Consider the following 20530-nt stretch of genomic DNA (forward strand, 5'->3'; position numbering starts at 1 on the left):
CTCCTCTACCGCGCCGAGGCCGGCACAGCGGAGATCCGCACGTCCGGTCCGCTCATACTGACCTGCTCCACGACCAATCCCACAGCGTCGGTGATGGTCGACACCCCCGCGTCCCGCAGAGCGGTCGGCCCGTCCCCCAGCAGCTTCGGCGCGACGTACGCCAGCACCCGGTCGACCCGGCCGGCGCGCGCGAAGGCACCCGCCAGCGTAGGCCCGCCCTCCAGGAGCACGTCGACCGCTCCCCGCGCCGTCAGCTCCGCCAGCACGACGTCCGGGTCGTGCGTGCGGACGTGCAGCGTCTCCACCTCCCCGTCCAGCACGCGCGCGCCGCGCGGCAGGTCGCCCATCCCCACGACCACCCGCAACGGCTGCCGGGCCGCGCCTGTTCCCCTCGCGGTCAGCCTCGGGTCGTCGGCGCGGACCGTGCCGGAGCCGACCACGACCGCGTCGACGGTGGTGCGCAGCGCGTGCACCTCGGCGCGCGACTCCGGCGAGCCGACCCACCGGCTGCTGCCGTCGGCGGCGGCGACCCGGCCGTCCAGGGTGGCGGCGTACTTCCAGGTCACGTGCGGGCGGCCGGTGCGGGCGAAGTGCAGCCACGCGCGCAGCGCCTCGACGTGCGCGGGCAGGTGCACGACCTCGACGCCCGAGGCGCGCAGCACCTCGGCCCCGCCGGCGGCCTGCGGGTTCGGGTCGGCGGTGGCGTACACCACGCGGGCGACCCCGGCGGCGACCAGCGCGTCGGTGCACGGCGGTGTGCGGCCGTGGTGCGCGCACGGCTCCAGCGTGACCACGGCCGTGCCGCCCCGGGCGCGCTCACCGGCCTCGGCGAGCGCGACGACCTCGGCGTGCGCCTGGCCCGGCGGCCGGGTGTGCCCGGTGCCGACCAGCGCGCCCGCGCGGTCCAGCACGACCGCGCCGACCGGCGGGTTCGGGCTGGTGGTGCCGTGCGCCCGCGCGCCCGCGTCGATGGCCGAGGCCATGGCGGCGGACCAGGCGCGCTCGTTCACGGGCGGTGCCGGGCGGCCTGCGCGCGCAACCGTTCGACGGCCTGGCCGGGGTCGGCGGCGTCGTAGACGGCGGAACCGGCGACGAAGCAGTCCACCCCGGCTTCGGCGGCCTGCTCGATGGTGTCCGCGTTGATGCCGCCGTCGATCTCCACGACCAGCGTCAGGTGGCCGGTGTCGACCAGGCGGCGGGCGGTGCGCACCTTGTCGAGCACGTCGGCCATGAACGCCTGGCCGCCGAAACCGGGCTCGACCGACATCACCAGCAGCGTGTCGTAGTGCTTGAGGACGTCGGTGTAAGGCTCGATCGGCGTGCCGGGCTTGAGCGACAGGCCGGCCTTGGCACCGGCCGCGCGCAGGTCCTTCGCCAGCCGCACCGGGTCGGCGGCGGCTTCCACGTGCACGGTCACGTTGTACGCGCCCGCCTCGGCGTAGCCGACGGCCCAGCGGTCCGGGTCCTCGATCATCAGGTGGCAGTCCAGCGGGATGTCGGTCGCGCGCCGCAGCGACTTCACCACCGGCAGGCCGAGGGTCAGGTTGGGCACGAAGTGCGCGTCCATGACGTCCACGTGCAGCCAGTCCGCGCCGGCGACGGCGGCGGCCTCGTCGGCGAGTCGGGCGAAGTCGGCGGACAGGATGCTCGGGGCGATCATCGGCTGGTGGACCACGGGTGGTCAGTCTAGGGTTCCGCGATTGCGCCCACCTACCGGGGAGTCGTATTTCACCTCGGCCGCCCGACCGGGGTTTTGCGGTTCGCGCGGCCTTTCCGACTACCCACGCGAGTAGTTCCCCCGCGAGCCGTCCGCCGATTACGTTCGGGGTGGAGCCAGAACTGGGGAGCGGCGGGGATGAAAGCCGAATTCGGTCACAGGATCGCACTGGTGACGGGCGCGTGCGCGGCACCGGGCGCGGCGGTCGCGGAGGCGCTGGCCCGGCGCGGCGCGCTGGTCGCCGCCGTGGACGGCGACGGGGCCCGGCTCGCGGCCCTCGTCGAGCGGTTGCAGGGCGCGGGCCTGCGGGTCGCCGGCCGGCAGATCGACGTGGGCTCGGGCGCGGCGGTGGACGCCCTGGTCGACCAGGTGGAACGCGAGTTCGGGCCGATCGACGCCCTGGTCGCCACGGCCGGCGAGGTGCGGCCGGGTCAGGCGCTGACGGTGTCGGACGCGGACTGGGCGCACAGCTTCGCGGTCAACGCGGACGGCGTGTTCCACGCGTCGCGGGCGGTCGCCGCGCGGATGGTGCAGCGCGGGCGGGGTGCCATCGCCCTGATCGCCGCGCGCCCGGTCGCCGTGCCACGCACGACGGCCGCCGCGTACGCGGCCTCGCTCGCCGCCGCCGTCACCTACACCGAGCACCTGGCGGTCGAGGCCGCGGTCCGGGGCGTGCGCTGCGCGGTGGTCGCGCCGGACGACCCGAGCCGGGTCGCGGAAGAGGTGTGCTCCCTGCTCGCCGACCCCGTGCCGGACAGCGCGGTGTCCGCGTAAGGCGGAGCGGTGGTTGCGTAGGCGGTGCAAGGCGGGGCAGGGGTCGCCTGGAGCAGCGCGATGCCCGCCAGGCGGGGTGGTCGTCGCCTGGGTGGCGCGGAATGCTGAAGGCGGCCGGGGTCAGACCTCAGCGTGTTCCTGCTCGTGGGCGAGCCGGGCCAGTTCGACCCGCGAGCTGATCCCCAGCTTCTTGAAGATGCCGCGCAGGTGGTAGTTCACCGTGTGCGGGGACAGGAAGAGCTGGCGCCCCACCTGCCGGTTGGTCAGGCCCGCGCCGACCAGCCGGGCGATGTCGCGCTCCGGCTCGGACAGCCGCCGCCACTCCTCGCCCCCGGCACCCGGCCGGCCGCCGGCGTGGGTCGCCCCGGTGCTCGACCGGGTGGTGTCGGTCGAGGTGTCGACGTCCGGTCGAGCGCCGGCGGGTGCGCCGGACCGGGCGCGCAGCCGGGCCGCCTCGGCGTCCGCGCCCATCAGCTCGAAGATCCGCCGCGCCGAGGCCAGGTGCGCGTCCGCGCGGGCGGTCTGCCCGCTGTCCGCGAGCACGGCCGCCAGGTCCTCGTTCGCGTTCGCGCGGGCCCACGGGTGGTGGTGCCGGTCCGCAGCCGCCAGCAGCGCCTCCTCGTCGTGGTCGAGCAGGGCGCGGGCGTGGCTCGCGCCCACCGACACCGAGGCGAAGCCCGGGTTGCCCGACGCCAGCTCCTCCGCCGCGCCGACGACCGACCCGGCCAGCCGGCCGTCGTCCACGGCCAGCGCCAGGCGGACCAGCCACGGTGCCGCGCCGGGCTCCTCGACCAGCATCCGGCGGGCGCCGTCGAGGTCCGCCAGCCGGGCACGGGCCAGCTCGGACGCGCGGGCCGGGCCGTCCTGGGCGTGCGCGAGCAGCAGCTCCACCCAGTCGTACTGGCCGGAGTGCAGCACCGCCTCGCCGCCCGCCAGGTCGCCCCGGTAGCGGCGGACGTGCTCCGCCGCCGCCGGCACGTCGCCCCGGTGCAGCGCGACGGTCGCCAGCACGGTCGACGCCAGCGGCACCAGCAGGCGCAGCCCCCGGTCGCGCGCGAGCGACATGCCGGAGTGCGCCGCGACCTGGGCGGGCACCAGCTTGCCCGCCTGGGTGAGCACCCGGGCGCGGGCGATCATCCGGGCGGCCGGGGCGCCGGCGGTGACGGCGTCGTCGGTGTCCGGGCCGTCGCCGCGCACCAGCTTCTCGGCCTGCTCGAACTCGCCCAGCGCGGACAGCTTCAGCGCGAACGCCACCTCGGCCTGCGACTGCCACCAGGCGGTGGGCGCGTCGAGTTCCCAGCGGGTCGACTCGCGGCCCCAGTACAGGCCCTCGGCGAGGTGGCCCGCCGTCCACTCCAGGCACGAGTGGACGGTCGCGGCCATCACCACGTCCGCGTCGCTGGCCTCGCGGTCGCGCGCGGTGAGCACGGACAGCGCGTGCGCGCCGGCCCGGCTGCCGGTGGCGAAGTACAGCGACAGCAGCCGCCCGGCGGCGGCCAGCCTGCGGCGCGGCCCGGACACGGCGGGCGCGGCCAGCGCGCGGTCCATCTCGGCCACCGCGTCCACCGGGCGGCCGTCGGCGAGCAGGATGCCCGCCAGGGCCGTGTGCAGCTCGGCGGCGGGACCGGCGGGCAGCCCACCGGCCAGGCTGTCGCGGGCCAGCGCGATCGCCGACCCGAGCCGGCCGTTCGCGGCCTGCGCGCGGACCGCGTGCACGGCGGCCGAGCCGCGTTCCCCGGCGGACGGCGGCGCGTCCGGCGGGGGCCGGGTGCCCCGCGACGCCGCGCGCACGGCGGTGGCGTCATGGCGCAGGGCGTGCCGCACGGCGTCCGGGATGGAGTCCACGACCGACCGCCAGACCAGCTCGGAGTCGAACTCCAGGCGGTCGCCGGCCGGCCGGACCAGGCCGGAGGCGAGCACCTCGTCCACGGACAGCAGCAGCGCGCCGGTCGTCTCGCCCATCACGGCGGCGGCGTCGTGCGGCCGGAACGACCGGCCGATCACCGCCGCGACCCGCACGAGCTGGGTGGACTTGGCGGACAGCAGGTCGACCCGGTCCCGGACCAGGCCGCCGACCCGGCGCGGCAGCGCGTCGCCGCGCGGCCGGGCGGTGCCGTCGCGGGTGTCCAGCCGGCCCTCCTCGCGCAGGCCGGTGACCAGCTCCGCGACCATCCGGGGGTCGCCGCCGGCGGAGGCCGCCAGCGCCGCGAGGTCCGCGTGCGGGGCCGTGCCGAGCAGGTCGGCGAGCACCCCGTCCACGACGTCCGCGCCGACCGGCCCGAGGGTGAGCACCTCGCCGCCGGCAGCCAGCGCCGCGCGCAGCCCGCCGCCCGCGTGCGCCCCGGTCAGCGCGACGAGCGCGGTGACCCGCCGGGCCCGCAGGCGGGGCAGCAGGGCGAGCACGGCGGCCGGGTCGCGGTGCGCGTGGTCGATCGCGACCAGGGTGCGGGCGTCCGGTTCGCGGCGGGCCGGGATGCGCCCGACGAGGTCGTCCCCCGTCGGCTCACGGCCGGTGGGGTCGCGGTCGGCCCCTCCGTGGCGGGCGCGGGTCGGGTCGTGCCCGGTCGGCTCGCGATCGGCCTGACCCGGCACCGCCGTCGAGCCCCGGACCTCGTCGGCGGGCAGCAGGACCACCGCGTAGCCCCGGTCCCGGGCGGCGTCGGCCGCCTCGTGCAGCAGCGAGGTCTTGCCGGAGCACGGCGGCCCGTCGATGGCCAGCAGGCCCCCGGGCGCGGACAGGAAGCGGAGAACCGAAGCCCATTCACGATCCCGGCCGTACAATTTCGACACATTCAAGCCTGCTACGCGTCTCGTCTGGCTGTCAATTCACGCCCTATTGTCGAATGCGACGAACGGCGCAACCTCGGCGAGTTCCCTCAGCACGTCTTCAGGTCCGCCGCCGACCACCCTCGCGCCGGCCTCCCGCAACACCGCCAGATGGCCGCGATAGGCGGGGTGCCGGGATTGTTCCGGGCCGACCTGCGCGAGCACGACCATCGGCGCGCGCCGGCCGAGCGCCTCGGCCAGCACGGTCAGCGCCTGGTTGTCACCGATGCCCACGGCCAGCTTGGCCAGCGAGTTGAGGGTGGCGGGCGCGAACACGAACGCGTCCGGCACCGGGTGCGGCTTCGGCTCTCCCGGCAGCCGGGACGTCGAGCGCACCGGCAGGTCGGTCAGCGCCGCGAGCCCCGCGACCTCCGGTTCGAGCCACCGGGCGGCGGTGGGGGTCAGCGTGACCGCCAACCGCCACCCGGCCCGCGCCAGCGGCTCCGCCAACCCCGGCCGCAGCCACCGCTCGACCCCGCCGCCCGCCGAGGCGACCAGCCCCAGCACCGGCCGTGCCGGCTCCGCACCGGTCCCGGACCCCGCCACCGGCTACGCCGGGCGGCGCAGCAGCGCGCAGAACATCGCGTCGGTGCCGTGCAGGTGCGGCCACAGCTGCACGTGCGGGCCGGCCCCGAGGTCCGGCACGCCGGGGAACAGCTCGCGGGTGTCCAGGCGTTCGGCACCGGTCCGCCGGGCCACGTCCGCGACCACGCCCACGGTCTCCGACAGGTGCGGCGAGCACACCACGTACGCCACCACCCCGCCCGGCCGGACCAGCGTCAGCGCCGCCGTCAGCAGCTCGCGCTGGAGCCGGGCCAGCGGCGCGACGTCGGACGGCTTGCGCCGCCACCGCGCCTCGGGCCGGCGGCGCAGCGCACCCAGGCCGGTGCACGGCGCGTCGACCAGCACCCGGTCGAACGAGCCCTCCGGCAGGTCCGAGAAGCGGCCGTCGGCCACGTGCACGGTGATCGGCAGGTCGCCCGCCGCCTTGCGGACCAGCTCCGCGCGGTGCGGTGCCTTCTCCACCGCCTCCAGGGTCGCGCCGGACAGCCGCGCCAGCGCGCCCAGCAGCACCGCCTTGCCGCCCGGCCCGGCGCACAGGTCGAGCCAGCGCTCGTCCGGGCCGTCCAGCGGCTGCCGGGTCAGCGCCAGCGCGCACAGCTGGCTGCCCTCGTCCTGCACCGACGCCAGCTTCTCGCGCACCGGGTCCAGGTCGCCCGGGTCGCCCGCGCCGGGCTCCAGCAGCACCCCGTACGGCGAGTACGGGGCGACCTCGCCGCCGGTCATCGCGGCCAGCTCGTCCGCGCCGCACTCCCCCGGCCGGGCCGCGAGGTGCACCGCCGGGCGCGTGTCGTCGGCCACCAGGGCGTCCCGCAGCGGCTCGCCCCGGCTGCCCAGCGCCTCCGCGAACGCTTGCGCGATCCACCTGGGGTGCGCGTTGGCCATCGCCAGGTAGCCGATCGGGTCGGTCTCCTCGTCCGGTGCGACCTCGTCCACCCAGCCCGCCTCGTCCTGGCCGGTCACCCGGCGCAGCACGGCGTTGGCGAAGCCCGCCGCGCCCGAGCCCAGCTCGGCGCGCACGAGGTCCACGGTGGACGCCACGGCGGCGTGCGGGGGGATCCTGGTGCGCAGCAGCTGGTAGGCGCCCAGCCGCAGCGCGTCCAGCACCGAGCCGTCCACTTCGGACAGCGGCCGGTCGGAGCACGCGGCGAGCACCGCGTCCAGCAGGCCCTGCGCCCGGGCGGTGCCGTAGGCCAGCTCGGTGGCCAGGGCCGCGTCGCGGCCGGTGATCCGGCGGTCCCGGAGCAGGCCGGGCAGCACCAGGTTGGCGTAGGCGTCGCGCTGCCGGACCGCGCGCAGCGTGTCCAGCGCGGCCAGCCGGGCCGGGTCGTCGACCGGCGGGCGCTGCGGGCCGCTGCGCCGGCGCGGCGGGTGGGGGCGCTGCGGCCGGGACGGCCGTGAAGAGCGCTGGGTCATGAGATGCGCTCCCCCGCCTCGATGCGGACGCCGCGCGCCCAGTCCGTCGCCGTCATCCGCTTCTTCCCCTGCGCCTGCACCTCGCCGAGCACCACCGGTGTGGTGGCCGTGCCGACCAGCACGCGCCTGCGCTCCACCCGGACCTCGCCGGGGGGCAGGCAGTCCTCCTCGACCGGGGTCACCGGTCCGAGCTTGAGCCGTTCGCCCCGGAACTCAGCCCACGCACCGGGGTCCGGCGTCACCGCGCGCGCGACGCGGTCCAGCGCCGCCGCCGGGGTGCCGAAGTCCAGCCGGCCGTCGTCCACGGTGACCTTCGGCGCGTACGTGACGTTCTCCTCCGGCTGGTCGACCGGGCGCAGCGTGCCGTCCTCGACGCCGTCGACGGTGGACAGCAGCAGCTTCGCGCCGGACTCGGCGAGCCGGCCCAGCAGGTCGCCGGACGTGTCCCGCTCCCGCACCCGCTCGGTCACCACCCCGTACACCGGGCCCGCGTCCAGCGCCTTCACGATCCGGAACGTGGTCGCGCCGGTGATGTCGTCGCCGTGCCGCACGGCCGCCTGCACGGGGGCCGCGCCGCGCCACGCGGGCAGCACCGAGAAGTGCAGGTTCACCCAGCCGTGGGTCGGGATGGCGAGGGCGGACTCGGGCAGCAGCGCGCCGTAGGCCACCACCGGGCACAGGTCCGGGCGCAGCGCGCGCAGCCGGGCCTGGAAGTCGGGGTCCGACGCCTTGGCCGGGGTCAGCACCTCGATGCCGTGCTCGTCGGCCAGCGCCGCCACCGGCGACCGCTCGACCCGGCGACCGCGACCGGCGGGCGCGTCGGGTCGGGTCACCACGGCGACCACCTCGTGCCGGGGCGAGTCCAAAAACGCGCGCAGCGACGGCAGCGCCGGTTCGGGCGTGCCCGCGAAGACCAGCCTCATGCGCCCCCACCCCCGAACAGCGGGTGCGGCGACTGCTTGAGCGTCGGCAGGGCGCCGTCGAACCACTCCTGCTGCCGGATCTCGCGCATCGCCAGCTTGCGGGTCTCCTCGTCCAGGCGGTCCAGGAACAGCACGCCGTCGAGGTGGTCGGTCTCGTGCTGGATGCACCGGGCGAGCAGGTCGGTGCCCACCACCTCGACCGGCTCGCCGTGCATGTTCCAGCCGTGCGCGACCACGTCGCGGTGGCGCACGCAGTCCCAGCCCAGGCCGGGGATGGACAGGCAGCCCTCGGGGCCGTCCTGGGTCTCGTCGCCGACGACCTCGAAGGTCGGGTTGACCAGGTGACCGGCGAAGCCGTCGCAGTGGTAGGTGAACACCCGCAGGCCGACCCCGAGCTGGGGGGCCGCGAGACCCGCGCCACCGGCCTCGCTCATGGTGTCCCACAGGTCCCGGACCAGCTTGCGCAGCTCCGCGTCGAACTCGGTGACCTCGACGGCGGGGGTCCGCAGCACCGGGTCGCCGAACAGCCGAATGGGTTGGACGGTCACGCACTCTCCTCGAACGGGGGCAGACGGCCAGTCTAGGAGAGCGGCCAAAACGCGGTCGGGCTCAGTGCTCGGCGTGGCGGCCGAGGAAGGTCACACCGACCAGCGCGGCCAGGAAGTGGCCCGCGAACCGGCCGGCGGTGAGCAGCGCCGCCCAGGGCGCCGGGGTGTTCGTGCTGGTCATCGTGATGGCGGCCATGTCGCTCTCCTCTTCGTGCGGCGGTGGTACCAGGATCGCGCGACGGGCCGTGCGCGCGCGTCCGCTCGGAGTAGCGGACCCCCGTACGCCCCGGGGATGAGCACGGGTGCAACGGCGGGGGGACCTGCGGCTACCTACTGGCATGATCGCTGAGACGACGAACCGGCAGGGGGCGCCGCCGGTGGCCGAAACCGACGCCGACCTGTGGGCGCGCGGTGACCGGGCCGCGTTCGCCGCGCTGTTCGACCGCCACGCCGAAGCGGTGTGGAACCACTGCTACCGGCTGACCGCGTCCTGGGCCACGGCCGAGGACCTGACCTCGGCGACGTTCCTGGCCGCGTGGCGCAGGCGGGCGGAGGTCACCCTGGTGCGCGACTCGGCGCTGCCGTGGCTGTACACCGTGGCGGGCAACCTGGCCCGCACCGAGTTCCGCCGGCTCGGCCGGTTCCGGCGGGCGCTGCGCCGGGTGCCCGACCGGGGCGTGGTCCCCGACCACGCCGAACGCGTCATCTCGTCGGTGGACGACGACCGCGAGCTGCGCCGGGTGCTGGAGGCGGTGCGCGGGATGCCCGCCGCCGAGCGCGAGGCCGTCGAGCTGTGCCTGCTCGGCGAGCTGTCCACCGCCGAGGCGGCCGGGGTGCTGGGCGTGGCCGAGGTCTCGGTCCGCTCGCGCATCTCGCGCGCCCGTGCCCGGCTGCGCGCCGGACGAGTCGAGGAGGCCCGATGACCGGTCCCGAACTGCCCCGACGCCGCGCCCTGCCCGCCGACGTGCGGGAGCGGATGCGCCGCCAGGTCCTGACCGGGGTCGCGGAACCCGGGGTGCACCCGGTCACCCCGCCCGACGACCACCCGTTCCCCCGACCCGGCGGGCACCCGGTCGGACCTCGCCGGAAGCGGCGCGGCCCGCTGGTCGCCGCTGCGGCGGCCGTCCTGCTGGTCGGGGTGGGCGCGGTCGCGGCCCGGCACGTCCAGGGACCCCCGACCCAGGCCGGTGGGGAGGCGACCGCCGCGCCCAGGGGGTTCGCCGCGCCGCTGCAAGCCGAGTTCGTGCCGACCCTGCCGGAGGACCTCGACGCGTGCGGGGTGAGCGGCGGGCAGGTCGCCACGGTGCGGATGCCGGGCCGGCGGCTGCTGCTCACGCCGCAGGACCAGTACTGCGAGCTGACCTACACGACGGTGGCCCGGTCCGACCCGGCGAAGTACGCGGACCTGGTCGTGGGCGGGGCGGAGGTGCTGTGGCGGTCGCCGTCCGGCGTCGTGGTCCTCAGGCCCGGACCGGGTGCCACGTCGATCGAGGTGACGGTCGGGTCGGGTATGCCGACGACCACGATGCCGCTGGCCGACGGCCGCCTGGTGGTCGTGCCCCGGGGCGCGTCGGCCACCGTCGGGACCAGGTCGGGCGACGAGGGAGCGGCGCGGTCCGGCGAACTCGTCGTGCGGTCCGTCCCGGACGCGGCGGTGGTCCGCGACCGGTTCCCGGGCGGCTCCCCCGACCCCGCCGACCCCGACAACGTGCTGGCCCGCTGCCTGGACGTCGGGATGCGGGACAGCGTCGACAAGATCGACGACAGCGGGGCGTGGTCCCTCGGGGCCACGGTCCGGACCGAGGCGGTCGGCGGGTTCGCGGCGTTGCGCGGGCCGGGCGGTGCCACCGCGTTCTGCTGGGTGGACGAGTTCAGGGCGAAGAGCGTGTACACGGCCCCGGACCACGACGGCGACCCGGCCAAGCCGTTCCGGGCGGTCGTGCTGCCCGCCTCGGACTCCGCCGGGCCGGTGCCGACCGGGCTGGCCGGCGGGATCGTGCGGGACGGGGTGGCCGGCCTGGAACTCCAGCGCGGCGGGCAGGCCCCGGTGCGCGCGGAGGTCCGGGACGGGACGTTCGTGGCGTGGTTCCCCGGGGGGTCGCTGCCGGAGGACGCGCCGACCGACACGCGGGTGCGGGCGTTCGACCGGGCCGGCACGGTCGTCTACGACGGTCCGGCCGCCTGACGCGGCCAGACGGCGCGGGCCGCCCCGCCTCCCCTGCGGGAGGTCTCGGCGGCGGCCCGCCACCGGCCGTCCGGCAGGCGTTCGACGGCGGTCACCGCACCGATCTCGGCGGTGGACGTGAAGCGGTGGCCCAGGTCGCGCAGGGCGGCGGCCTCGGGCGTGGCCAGGAACGCCGCCTCGGCCTGGGTGGTCGCCGCGTTGCGCTGGGACGCGCGCGGCGCGGCGATCGCCCCCACCAGCGGCAGACCCCGGTCGAGGCGTTGAGTCAGCACCTGGAGGACCGTCGTGATGATGCTCGCGCCACCCGGCGAGCCCACCGCGAGCACCGGCTCGCCGTGGCGCAGCACGACCGTCGGCGACATCGAGGAGCGCGGGCGCTTGCCGGGACCGGGCAGGTTGGGGTCCGGGACGCCGGGCGTGACCGGGGTGAACGAGAAGTCGGTCAGCTCGTTGTTGAGCAGGAAGCCCCGGCCGGGCACCACGATCCCGCTGCCGCCCTCCTGCTCGATGGTGAGCGTGTAGGCGACGACGTTGCCCCACTTGTCGGCGACCGTGAGGTGCGTGGTGTCGGTGCCCTCGTACGGGGTGGCGGCCGGTTCGCCGGAGGTGCCGCATGGCACGGGCCTGCGCGGGTCTCCCGGGGCGACCGGGCTGGTCAGGACGGCGCTCGGGGAGATCAGGCAGGCGCGGGAGTCGGCGAACCGCTGGGACAGCAGCTCGCGGACCGGCACGTCGGCGAAGGCCGGGTCGCCCACCCAGCGGTCGCGGTCGGCGAACGCCAGCCGCGACGCCTCCAGGAACCGGTGCAGGTACTGGGTCGGCGTCTCGTCGGCGAGCGTCGTGGACTCCAGGACGTTGAGCGCCTCGCCCACCGCGATGCCGCCGGAGGAGGGCGGGGCCATGCCGTGCACGTCGAGGTCGCGGTAGCGGGTGCGGCTCGCTTCGCGTTGCGGGGCGTCGTAGTCGCCCAGGTCGGCTGCGGTGAGCCGGCCGGGGCGGACGGTGCGGGTGGCCGCCGGGTCGACCGGGGGCCGGTTCACCGCCGCGACCAGGTCGCGGCCGATCGGGCCCCGGTAGAACGCGGCGACGCCGTGGCGGCGCAGCTCGCGGTAGGTGTCGGCGAGGTCGGGGTTGCGGAACGTGCTGCCGACCGCCGGGGCCGGGAGGTAGAGCTCGCGGGTCGGGGTGATGTCGGCGAAGCGCTCGGCGTTGTCGATGACCTGGCGGTGGAAGGTGGCGTCCACCCGGAAACCCCGGCGGGCCAGGGCTTCGGCCGGTGCGAGCGCCCGGTCCAGCGAGTACGAGCCCCAGCGCTGGAGGGCGCGCTGCCAGGTGCGCGGGGTGCCGGGGACGCCGACCGACAGGCCGCTGGTCACGGCTTCGGCGAACGGGATCGGCCGGCCGCCGTCGAGGAACAGGTCCGGGCCGGTGTCGGCGGGGGCGGTCTCCCGTCCGTCGATGGTGGACACGCGGCGGGTGCGGGCGTCGTAGAAGACCAGGAACCCACCCCCGCCGACACCGGCCGAGAAGGGGTCGGTGACGCCGAGCGCCGCCGCCACCGCGACCGCCGCGTCCACGGCGTTGCCGCCGCCGCGCAGCACGTCGACGCCGATCCGGGACGCCTCGGGGTCGACGCTGGACACGACGCCGCCGGCCCCCACCGCCTCGGGCAGGCGAGGCGGCTCCGCCCGCCGGTCCTGCCCTTCCTGCGCTCGTGCCCGTGCCGGCTGTCCGGGTGCCTCGGGGTCGAGGGGCGGTCGGCCGGGCGCGGACCAGCCGTGGGCCGGGTGGCCCGGCGGTCGGTTCGGGGCCAGGTCGCCGGGCAGTGGATCGCCGGGCAGCAGGTCATCAGGCAGTGGGTCGCCGGGCAGCAGGTCGCCGGGCGTCGCTTGGCCGAGGGCCGGCCGGCCGGGGACCTGCGGGTCCGCCGGGGCGGGCACGAGCGGGCCGACGAGGAGGAGGGATGCCAGGACGCTGACGACCGTCGAGCGGAGCATCGTTCCCTTCTACTCCTGGAGCGGGTGGCCGGTGAACCCCCGCCGGCACGAATCCCACCCTCCTCCGGCGCGTGCCCGAGCCACCTCCCCCGCTCACGATCACCCATAAGTGATCTTGCATCCCTAGAACACCTGTTCGAAGATGGACCCATGTCACCACCGCCCGCACCGCGCGTTCCACCCCGTCCGGCCCGCACCGCCCGCGCTCGCCGCTCACCCGGTCGGCCCCACCACCCCGTCACCCCCGAGGAGGCACTCTGGTAGACCTCAGCCCATGGCAGCCAAGGCGAGCACCCGGCGCGGGGAACGCGTACCCGCCGCCGTGCTGCCCGTCGCCCGGATCTGCGTCGACGTGCCGCTGCCGCACCTCGACCGGTTGTTCGACTACCAGGTCTCGACCGACCAGGACGCGGACGCGGTGCCCGGCTGCCGGGTCCGGGTGCGGTTCGCGGGCCAGCTGGTCGACGGCTACCTCATCGAGCGGGCCGAGGAGTCCGGCTACGGCAGCAAGCTGAGCTTCCTCGACCGGGTGATCTCGGCGGAGCCGGTGCTGGCCCCGGAGGTCGCGGAGCTGGCGCGGGCGGTCGCGGACCGGTACGCGGGCTCGCTGATCGACGTCCTGCGGATGGCGATCCCGCCCCGGCACGCGCGGGTCGAGGCGAAGCCGTCGCCGGACCCGGCACCGGTGCCGGCCGCGCCGGCGGCGGAGGGCTGGGCACGGTACCCGTTCGGGCCGAACCTGCTCGACGCGCTGCGCTCGGGGCGTGCGGCGCGGGCGGTGTGGCAGGCGCTGCCCGCCGAGGACTGGCCCGCGCGGCTGGCCGAGGTGGCGACGTCCGTCGTGAGCACCGGGCGGGGTGCGCTGGTGGTGGTGCCGGACCACCGCGACCTGGCCCGGCTGCACGCGGCGTGCGCGGCGCTGGCGGGGCCGGAGGCGGTGGTGACGCTGTCGTCGGACCTGGGGCCGTCCGAGCGGTACAAGCGCTGGCTGGCGGTGCGGCGCGGGGCGGTCCGGCTGGTGCTCGGGACGCGCGGGGCGGCGCTCGCGCCCGTGCACGACCTGGGGCTGGTCGTGGTGTGGGACGACGGTGACGACCTGCACGCCGAACCCCGGATGCCCTACCCGAACGTGCGGGACGTGCTGGTGCAGCGGTCGCACCTGACCGGGGCGTCGTTGCTCGTCGGCGGTTTCGCGCGGACCGCCGAGGCGCAGTTGCTGGTGGACAGCGGGTGGGCGCACGAGGTGGTGGCGGCGCGCGAGACGTTGCGGGCCGTCGCGCCCCGGGTCGCGGCGGTGGGCGACAACGCGTGGCAGGACGTGAAGGACCCGGCGGCGCGGTCGGCGCGGCTGCCGTCCATCGCGTTCGACGCGGCGCGGGCGGCGTTCGCCGAGGACGCCCCGGTGCTCATCCAGGTGCCGAGGCGGGGGTACGTGCCGTCGCTGGCGTGCGGGACGTGCCGCGCCCCGGCGCGCTGCCGGCGGTGCGCGGGGCCGCTGGCGCTGCCCGGCGGCACGGACGACGGCGTGCCGAAGCCCGCGTACTGCCGCTGGTGCGGTGCGACCGAGGCGGCGTTCCGCTGCCCGGCGTGCGGGTCGCGGCGGCTGCGGGGCCAGGTGATCGGGGCCCGGCGCACGGCCGAGGAGCTGGGCCGGGCGTTCAGCAACATCCCGGTGCGCACGTCGGGGGCCGACGAGGTGCTGTCGACCGTGCCGGGCGGCCGGGCCCTGGTGGTGGCGACCCCGGGAGCCGAGCCGACCGCAGAGGGGGGCTACGGCGCGGTCCTGCTGCTGGACGGCTGGGCGCTGCTGGGCCGCGCCGACCTGCGCGCGACCGAGGAGACCCTCCGCCGCTGGATGACCGCAGCGGCCCTGACCCGCCCGGCGGGCAAGGTCGTGGTGGTCGCCGACTCCAGCCTGCCCCCGGTGCAGGCGCTGGTGCGCTGGGACCCGGTGTGGCACGCGCGCCAGGAACTGGCCGCCCGCACCGAGCTGGGCTTCCCGCCGGCGGTCCGGATGGCCACGGTCGACGGCGCACCGGACGCCCTGGCCACCGCGCTGGAGGACCTGGAACTGCCCTCGTCCGGCGAAATCCTCGGCCCGGTCCCGCTCTCCGACGACGGCCACCGCGAACGGGCGCTGATCCGCGTCCCCCGCTCGGACGGCAAACCCCTGTCCGAAGCCCTGACCGTGCTCCAGGCCACCCGCAGCGCCCGCAAGGACCCGGACCCGATCAGGGTGAAGCTCGACCCGCTGGAAGTCCTCTGAGGCCGGCGGCCGACACCAGGTGGCGGCGGGTCAGGTGGTCTTGCGGACCAGGCCGGTGAAGCCTGCGACGAACAGGGTGGCGAACGCCCAGGCCAGCAGTTGCAGCACCCAGGTCGACACGACCACGAACCGGCCCAGACCGGTGGTCGTGAGGACCTGGCACTTCACGCCCTCGGGCTTGGCCAGCGGGGTCACCGCGTTGAGCGCGTGGCCGACCTGCTCCACCGTCGAGCACGACCGCACCAGGCCCGCCGGGCCGGCCACGGCCGCCACCAGGACCACCGCCGCCAGCAGCGTCCCGACCAGCCACACCAGGGCCAGCGCCGGCCGGTAGCCGTAGCCCACGGTCGCGCCGGTCACCCGGTGCCACAGCCGGCCCCACCTGGTCAGCCTGCCCCGGCGGATCAGGTCGCGCTGCTGGGCGATCCGGGTGCGGCGCACGTCGCGCTCGTTGCCCGCCGCCTGGTGGGCCGCCGCCAGTTGCAGGTACGGCTGGCTCGCGTAGGTCGGCGTCCGCGTCGCGAGCAGGTCCAGCCACTCGTCCACCGACGCGTCGCGCGGCACGCCGACGTAGGTCAGCCCGTCCAGCTCCACCCCGCCGTCGAGCGCCTCGGGCGAGAGCAGGATCTCCTTGCCCGTCTTCACGTGCTTCACGTCCAGCGCCCGCTGCCCGGTCAACCGGCAGTCGCGCAGCACCAGTTGGCCGCCGATCCGCGAGCCCCTGATCCGCACCGCCGCGAGCCGGTCCGACCCGGTGCGGGCGCGGAAGCCCCGGCGCAGGTAGACGTTGTCCTCGACCTGCATGTCGACGCCGAGCAGCGCCACCCCGGTCGCGGTGAACGTGGCGCCGTCGCACCTCAGGTTGCCGCCCAGCCGCGCGCCGTCGAGGAACACCGTGCCGTCCGCGCGCACCTCGGCCAGGTGGAGCTGGCTGCCGGTGCGCAGCTTCGGCGCGTGCAGCGCGTGCTCGACGCCGGACAGCCGCGACCCGCGCAGGCTGACGTGGCCGCCAACGTCCGCTTCGGCCAGGTCGAGCGCCCAGCCGTCCTCGCTGGTCAGCCGGGCGTCCTGGACCAGCAGGTAGTGGTCGAGCCGGAGCCACGGCGCGGACAGCGAGGGCGCGACCAGGCCGCTGAGGTCCAGGGACGCGAACCGCGCCCGGTCCAGCAGGACCGGGCGCTCCGCCGTGCAGTCGCGCAGCACCACCGGCCGCGCCACGGCCACGTCCGACAGGTCGAGCTGCCCGGACAGGTGCGCGCCGCTGATCCTCAGCCCCCGCTGGTCGAGCTGGTCGGTCAGCAGGTCGCGGATCAGCGACGCGGGGATGGTCCGGCCGGCGAAGTCGACGGCGTCACCGCGCACCAGCCGCCGTTTTAACGCCTCCCGCACCCGAAGGCGTCAGGCACCGGCGGCGGCGCGCAGGGCGTCCGACCGGTCGGTGTTCTCCCACGGCAGCTCGACGTCGGTGCGGCCGAAGTGGCCGTACGCGGCGGTCGGGGCGTAGATCGGGCGCAGCAGGTCGAGGTCGCGGATGATCGCGGCCGGGCGCAGGTCGAAGACCTCGCCGATGGCCTGCTGGATCTTGGTCGGGTCGACCGTCTCGGTGCCGAAGGTCTCCACGAACAGGCCGACCGGGGCGGCCTTGCCGATCGCGTACGCCACCTGCACCTCGATGCGCGTGGCCAGGCCCGCCGCCACCGCGTTCTTCGCCACCCAGCGCATCGCGTACGCGGCCGACCGGTCCACCTTCGACGGGTCCTTGCCGGAGAACGCGCCGCCGCCGTGCCGGGCCATGCCGCCGTAGGTGTCGACGATGATCTTGCGGCCGGTCAGGCCCGCGTCGCCCATCGGGCCACCGATGACGAACCGGCCGGTCGGGTTGACCAGCAGGCGCACGTCCGAGGTCTCCAGGCCGAGCGCCTCGACCTCGGGCGCGACCACGTGCCGGCGGATGTCGACGCCGAGCAGCTTCTCCAGGTCGATGCCGTCCGCGTGCTGGGTGGACACCACGACGGTGTCCAGCCGCACCGGCTGGTCGCCCGCGTACTCGATGGTGACCTGGGTCTTGCCGTCCGGGCGCAGGTAGGGGACGGTGCCGTCCTTGCGCACGGCGGTCAGCCGGCGGGACAGCCGGTGCGCCAGCGCGATCGGCAGCGGCATCAGCTCGGGCGTGTCGGTGCACGCGTAGCCGAACATCAGGCCCTGGTCACCTGCGCCCTGCTTGTCGATGTCGTCGTCCGCGCCGTCGACCCGCTGCTCGTAGGCGGTGTCCACGCCCTGCGCGATGTCGGCGGACTGCGCGCCGATCGCCACGTTCACGCCGCACGAGCGGCCGTCGAAGCCCTTGGCCGACGAGTCGTAGCCGATCTCCAGGATCTTCTCCCGGACGATCGAGGGGATGTCGGCGTAGGTCTCGGTGGTCACCTCGCCGGCCACGTGCACCTGGCCCGTGGTGATCAGGGTCTCCACGGCCACGCGCGACCGGGGGTCCTTCGCCAGCAGCGCATCCAGGATCGAGTCGCTGATCGCGTCGCAGATCTTGTCCGGGTGCCCCTCGGTCACCGACTCACTGGTGAACAGCCTGCTGCTGTGCTGGCTCACGGCACTCCTCAATCCGACTCGATCCGGGTTCCACCTGCGACCGCCACCGCGCCTGCGATCGCCGCCCACTGTACTGAGCACCCCTCCCGGAAGGGGTGCTCAGCGGGAAGTCGTGAGGACCGCATCCCACACTGCGGACGCGAGCCGAAGCTTCGTGCCGTGCGGCAGCGCGGTCTCCTCGCCGGCGGCGGACAGCAGCCAACCTGCGTTGTCCTCGACCTCGAAGGCCAGGCCGTCGCCGACGGCGTTCACGACCAGCCAGTCGCAGCCCTTGCGCCGGAGCTTCGCGCGACCGTGTTCGAGGACGTCTCCGCGGTCGTCCCCGGTCTCGGCGGCGAAGCCGACGACGACCTGGCCGGGGCGGCGGGCGCCGACCAGCTCGACCAGGATGTCCGGGTTGCGGGTGAGCCGCACCGGGTCCGGGTCGCGGTCCGACTTCTTGATCTTGTGCTCGGCCAGGTCCACCGGGCGGAAGTCCGCCACGGCGGCGGCCATCACCACCACGTCGGCGTCCTTGGCCGCCCAGTGCACGGCGTCGCGCAGCTCGGCGGCGCTGCCCGCGCGCTCGACCTCGACGCCGGCGGGCGCGGCCAGGTCGGCGGTGTGCGCGGCGACCAGGGTGACCCGCGCGCCGCGCTGGGCGGCGACCCGGGCGAGCGCGTAGCCCTGCCGGCCCGACGAGCGGTTGCCCAGGAAGCGCACCGGGTCCAGCGGCTCGCGGGTGCCGCCGGCGGAGACGACGACGTGCAGGCCCTCCATGTCGCGGGGCAGCGCGTCGGGGCGCTCCAGCAGCAGCCGGGCCAGCTCGACGATCTCGGCCGGCTCGGGCAGCCGGCCCTTGCCGGTGTCCTTGCCGGTCAGCCGGCCGCTGGCGGGTTCGGCCACGACCACGCCGCGCGACCGCAGCAGCGCCACGTTGGCCCTGGTCGCCGGGTGCTCCCACATCTCGGTGTGCATCGCGGGGACCATCAGGACCGGGCAGCGCGCGGTCAGCAGGGCGTTGGTGAGCAGGTCGTCGGCCAGCCCGTGGGCGGCCTTGGCCAGCAGGTTCGCCGTGGCCGGGGCGACCACGAGCAGGTCGGCCTCCTGCCCGAGCTTCACGTGCTGCACCGACGGGACGTCGGAGAACACGCCGGCGTGCACCGGCTGCCCGGACAGGGCCTCGAAGGTGGCCGCGCCGACGAAGTTCAGCGCGCCCTCGGTGGGGACGACCCGCACCTGGTGACCGGACTCGGTGAGCCGGCGCAGCACCTCGCACGCCTTGTAGGCGGCGATCCCCCCGCCCACCCCCAGCACGACGCGGGGGCGGGCTCCGACCGCCTCGGTCACTCGCCCTCGGTGTGCTCGAGGAGACCCGCGTGGATCTCCCGGAGCGCGATGGACAGCGGCTTCTCGCGCGGGCCCGGCTCGACCAGCGGGCCGACGTACTCCAGCAGGCCCTCGCCCAGCTGGGCGTAGTAGTCGTTGATCTGCCGCGCCCGCTTGGCCGCGTAGATCACCAGCGCGTACTTCGAGCTGACCTGCTCCAGCAGGTCGTCGATCGGCGGGTTGGTGATGCCCTCCGGGGAACCCGACAGCGGGCCCAGCTCGGTGTGCGTGGTCACTCGTCAACGCTCCTGCGGTTTGGTGTGTCCAAGGGGTCGTCCCACGCCTGCGGAACGCGCTGGCGCGCGACGGGCGACGGGCCGACCACCAAGTCTAGCAAGCGGGTGGCCGCCGACTCGACGTCGGCGTTCACCACGACCTCGTCGAACTCGGGTTCGGCGGCCAGCTCGTCGCGGGCGATCTCCAGCCGGCGGGCCACCACGGCGGGGTCCTCGGTGCCCCGGCCGGTCAGCCGCTCGACCAGGTCCTCCCAGGACGGCGGCGCGAGCATGACCAGCTGGGCCTCCGGCATGGCGGCCCGGACCTGGCGGGCGCCCTGGAGCTCGATCTCCAGCAGGGACGGCCGGCCGGCGGCCAGCGCCCGCTCGACGGGCTCCCGGGGCGTGCCGTAGCAGTTGCCCGCGAACTCGGCGTGCTCCAGCAGCTCGCCGGCGGCGACCATCGCGCGGAACTCGGCGGGTCCGACGAAGTGGTAGTGCACCCCGTCGACCTCGCCCGGCCTCGGTTCCCTGGTGGTCACCGAGACGCTGAAGTGCAGGTCGGGATCCCTGCGGCGGAGCGCGGCCAGCACGCTGGACTTGCCCACGCCCGAGGGCCCGGAAAGTACGGTGAGGCGGGACCGGGCGCGCGCGCCCGGTCCCGCCCCGGTGCCATCACTCACTCGCCGCTGAACTCGGTGAGCAGCGCCTTGCGCTGCCGCTCACCCAGGCCGCGCAGCCGACGGCTCGGAGCGATCTCAAGCCGCTCCATGATCTGCTGCGCGCGGACCTTGCCGACGCCCGGAAGGGCTTCGAGCAGCGCGGACACCTTCATCTTGCCAAGGACCTCGTCGCTCTCGGCGGCCTTCAGCACGTCCGTCAGGGTCGTGCCGCCACGCTTGAGGCGCTCCTTGAGCTCAGCCCGAGCGCGACGAGCGGCAGCAGCCTTCTCCAGCGCTGCGGCCCGCTGCTCCTCGGTAAGCTGGGGAAGGGCCACGATTTCCTCCGTGGTGTGGGAATTTCAATTCTGGATCGGTGCCGCGACCGTACCGAGCGCAATTGCCTGGGTACAACGTGGGTCCCAGTCAGGTGAAACTGTTCCGCGCCTGGTGGTCTCGGCGGGTGGTAGTAGT

The 20530-nt window shown here is 75.8% G+C and carries 19 protein-coding genes; 4 read left to right on the forward strand and 15 right to left on the reverse strand.

The window, feature by feature from the left end; genetic code table 11:
* Positions 1 to 5: 5 nt before the first annotated feature.
* Positions 6 to 983: a bifunctional diaminohydroxyphosphoribosylaminopyrimidine deaminase/5-amino-6-(5-phosphoribosylamino)uracil reductase RibD gene (ribD, locus tag AB0I60_RS23555; protein ID WP_360733370.1), complete on the reverse strand. Its 978-nt coding sequence runs from the start codon at positions 981 to 983 to the stop codon at positions 6 to 8.
* A 23-nt stretch (positions 984 to 1006) separates the two neighbouring features.
* Positions 1007 to 1660 (reverse strand): ribulose-phosphate 3-epimerase, encoded by a 654-nt coding sequence (gene rpe / locus AB0I60_RS23560; RefSeq protein WP_360733372.1) that lies wholly within the window; start codon positions 1658 to 1660, stop codon positions 1007 to 1009.
* Between the two features lie 228 nt (positions 1661 to 1888).
* Here rpe and AB0I60_RS23565 point away from each other — a divergent pair, with 228 nt between their 5' ends.
* Entirely contained in the window at positions 1889 to 2491 is a 603-nt protein-coding gene (locus AB0I60_RS23565; RefSeq protein ID WP_360732973.1) for an SDR family NAD(P)-dependent oxidoreductase, read from the forward strand.
* 120 nt (positions 2492 to 2611) lie between these two features.
* On the opposite strand, the gene AB0I60_RS23570 is transcribed toward AB0I60_RS23565, so the two are convergent.
* The 6 genes from AB0I60_RS23570 to AB0I60_RS23595 all read right to left on the reverse strand — a co-directional run bounded on the left by AB0I60_RS23570 (position 2612) and on the right by AB0I60_RS23595 (position 8961).
* Complete coding sequence (locus AB0I60_RS23570; protein ID WP_360732974.1) at positions 2612 to 5281, reverse strand: LuxR C-terminal-related transcriptional regulator; 2670 nt, start codon at positions 5279 to 5281, stop codon at positions 2612 to 2614.
* Between the two features lie 36 nt (positions 5282 to 5317).
* Positions 5318 to 5824 carry a flavoprotein gene (locus AB0I60_RS23575; protein WP_360732976.1) on the reverse strand — a complete coding sequence of 169 codons (507 nt, stop codon included), beginning with the start codon at positions 5822 to 5824 and terminating at the stop codon, positions 5318 to 5320.
* 42 nt (positions 5825 to 5866) lie between these two features.
* On the reverse strand, positions 5867 to 7294 hold the full coding sequence (locus AB0I60_RS23580) for an RsmB/NOP family class I SAM-dependent RNA methyltransferase (RefSeq protein ID WP_360732977.1): 1428 nt from the start codon (positions 7292 to 7294) through the stop codon (positions 5867 to 5869).
* Positions 7291 to 8217, reverse strand: coding sequence for a methionyl-tRNA formyltransferase (gene fmt / locus AB0I60_RS23585; protein WP_360732979.1), 927 nt, complete (start codon positions 8215 to 8217; stop codon positions 7291 to 7293). The genes AB0I60_RS23580 and fmt overlap by 4 nt, the downstream gene beginning before the upstream one ends.
* The gene (def, locus tag AB0I60_RS23590) at positions 8214 to 8765 is read right to left on the reverse strand and encodes a peptide deformylase (protein WP_360732981.1); all 552 of its coding nucleotides are present in this window, start codon (positions 8763 to 8765) and stop codon (positions 8214 to 8216) included. The genes fmt and def overlap by 4 nt, the downstream gene beginning before the upstream one ends.
* Before the next feature lie 61 nt (positions 8766 to 8826).
* Entirely contained in the window at positions 8827 to 8961 is a 135-nt protein-coding gene (locus AB0I60_RS23595; RefSeq protein WP_360732983.1) for a hypothetical protein, read from the reverse strand.
* A 142-nt stretch (positions 8962 to 9103) separates the two neighbouring features.
* Here AB0I60_RS23595 and AB0I60_RS23600 point away from each other — a divergent pair, with 142 nt between their 5' ends.
* Complete coding sequence (locus tag AB0I60_RS23600) at positions 9104 to 9688, forward strand: RNA polymerase sigma factor (protein WP_360732985.1); 585 nt, start codon at positions 9104 to 9106, stop codon at positions 9686 to 9688.
* Positions 9685 to 10950: a hypothetical protein gene (locus tag AB0I60_RS23605; protein WP_360732987.1), complete on the forward strand. Its 1266-nt coding sequence runs from the start codon at positions 9685 to 9687 to the stop codon at positions 10948 to 10950. Before AB0I60_RS23600 ends, AB0I60_RS23605 begins: the two co-directional genes overlap by 4 nt.
* Here the strand turns inward: AB0I60_RS23605 and ggt are convergent.
* Complete coding sequence (ggt, locus tag AB0I60_RS23610) at positions 10929 to 12947, reverse strand: gamma-glutamyltransferase (protein WP_360732989.1); 2019 nt, start codon at positions 12945 to 12947, stop codon at positions 10929 to 10931. The two genes, AB0I60_RS23605 and ggt, sit on opposite strands and share 22 nt — an antisense overlap.
* A 274-nt stretch (positions 12948 to 13221) precedes the next feature.
* On the opposite strand from ggt, the gene AB0I60_RS23615 reads away from it, so the two are divergent.
* Positions 13222 to 15213 carry a primosomal protein N' gene (locus AB0I60_RS23615; RefSeq protein WP_360732990.1) on the forward strand — a complete coding sequence of 664 codons (1992 nt, stop codon included), beginning with the start codon at positions 13222 to 13224 and terminating at the stop codon, positions 15211 to 15213.
* A 30-nt stretch (positions 15214 to 15243) separates the two neighbouring features.
* Here the strand turns inward: AB0I60_RS23615 and AB0I60_RS23620 are convergent, their stop codons facing one another.
* The 6 genes from AB0I60_RS23620 to mihF all read right to left on the reverse strand — a co-directional run bounded on the left by AB0I60_RS23620 (position 15244) and on the right by mihF (position 20394).
* Complete coding sequence (locus AB0I60_RS23620; protein ID WP_360732992.1) at positions 15244 to 16575, reverse strand: hypothetical protein; 1332 nt, start codon at positions 16573 to 16575, stop codon at positions 15244 to 15246.
* A gap of 36 nt (positions 16576 to 16611) precedes the next feature.
* Entirely contained in the window at positions 16612 to 17814 is a 1203-nt protein-coding gene (metK, locus tag AB0I60_RS23625) for a methionine adenosyltransferase (RefSeq protein ID WP_360732994.1), read from the reverse strand.
* A 99-nt stretch (positions 17815 to 17913) separates the two neighbouring features.
* Positions 17914 to 19143 (reverse strand): bifunctional phosphopantothenoylcysteine decarboxylase/phosphopantothenate--cysteine ligase CoaBC, encoded by a 1230-nt coding sequence (gene coaBC / locus AB0I60_RS23630; protein ID WP_360732996.1) that lies wholly within the window; start codon positions 19141 to 19143, stop codon positions 17914 to 17916.
* Complete coding sequence (rpoZ, locus tag AB0I60_RS23635) at positions 19140 to 19418, reverse strand: DNA-directed RNA polymerase subunit omega (protein ID WP_015103666.1); 279 nt, start codon at positions 19416 to 19418, stop codon at positions 19140 to 19142. Before rpoZ ends, coaBC begins: the two co-directional genes overlap by 4 nt.
* Positions 19415 to 20080, reverse strand: coding sequence for a guanylate kinase (gene gmk / locus AB0I60_RS23640; protein ID WP_360732997.1), 666 nt, complete (start codon positions 20078 to 20080; stop codon positions 19415 to 19417). Before gmk ends, rpoZ begins: the two co-directional genes overlap by 4 nt.
* A complete protein-coding gene (gene mihF, locus AB0I60_RS23645; RefSeq protein ID WP_033427832.1) occupies positions 20077 to 20394 on the reverse strand; it encodes an integration host factor, actinobacterial type in 318 nt (105 codons plus the stop codon). The genes gmk and mihF overlap by 4 nt, the downstream gene beginning before the upstream one ends.
* Between the last annotated feature and the right edge of the window lie 136 nt (positions 20395 to 20530).

The sequence above is a fragment of the Actinosynnema sp. NPDC050436 genome, from assembly GCF_040655415.1.
In the GTDB taxonomy this organism is placed as follows: domain Bacteria; phylum Actinomycetota; class Actinomycetes; order Mycobacteriales; family Pseudonocardiaceae; genus Actinosynnema.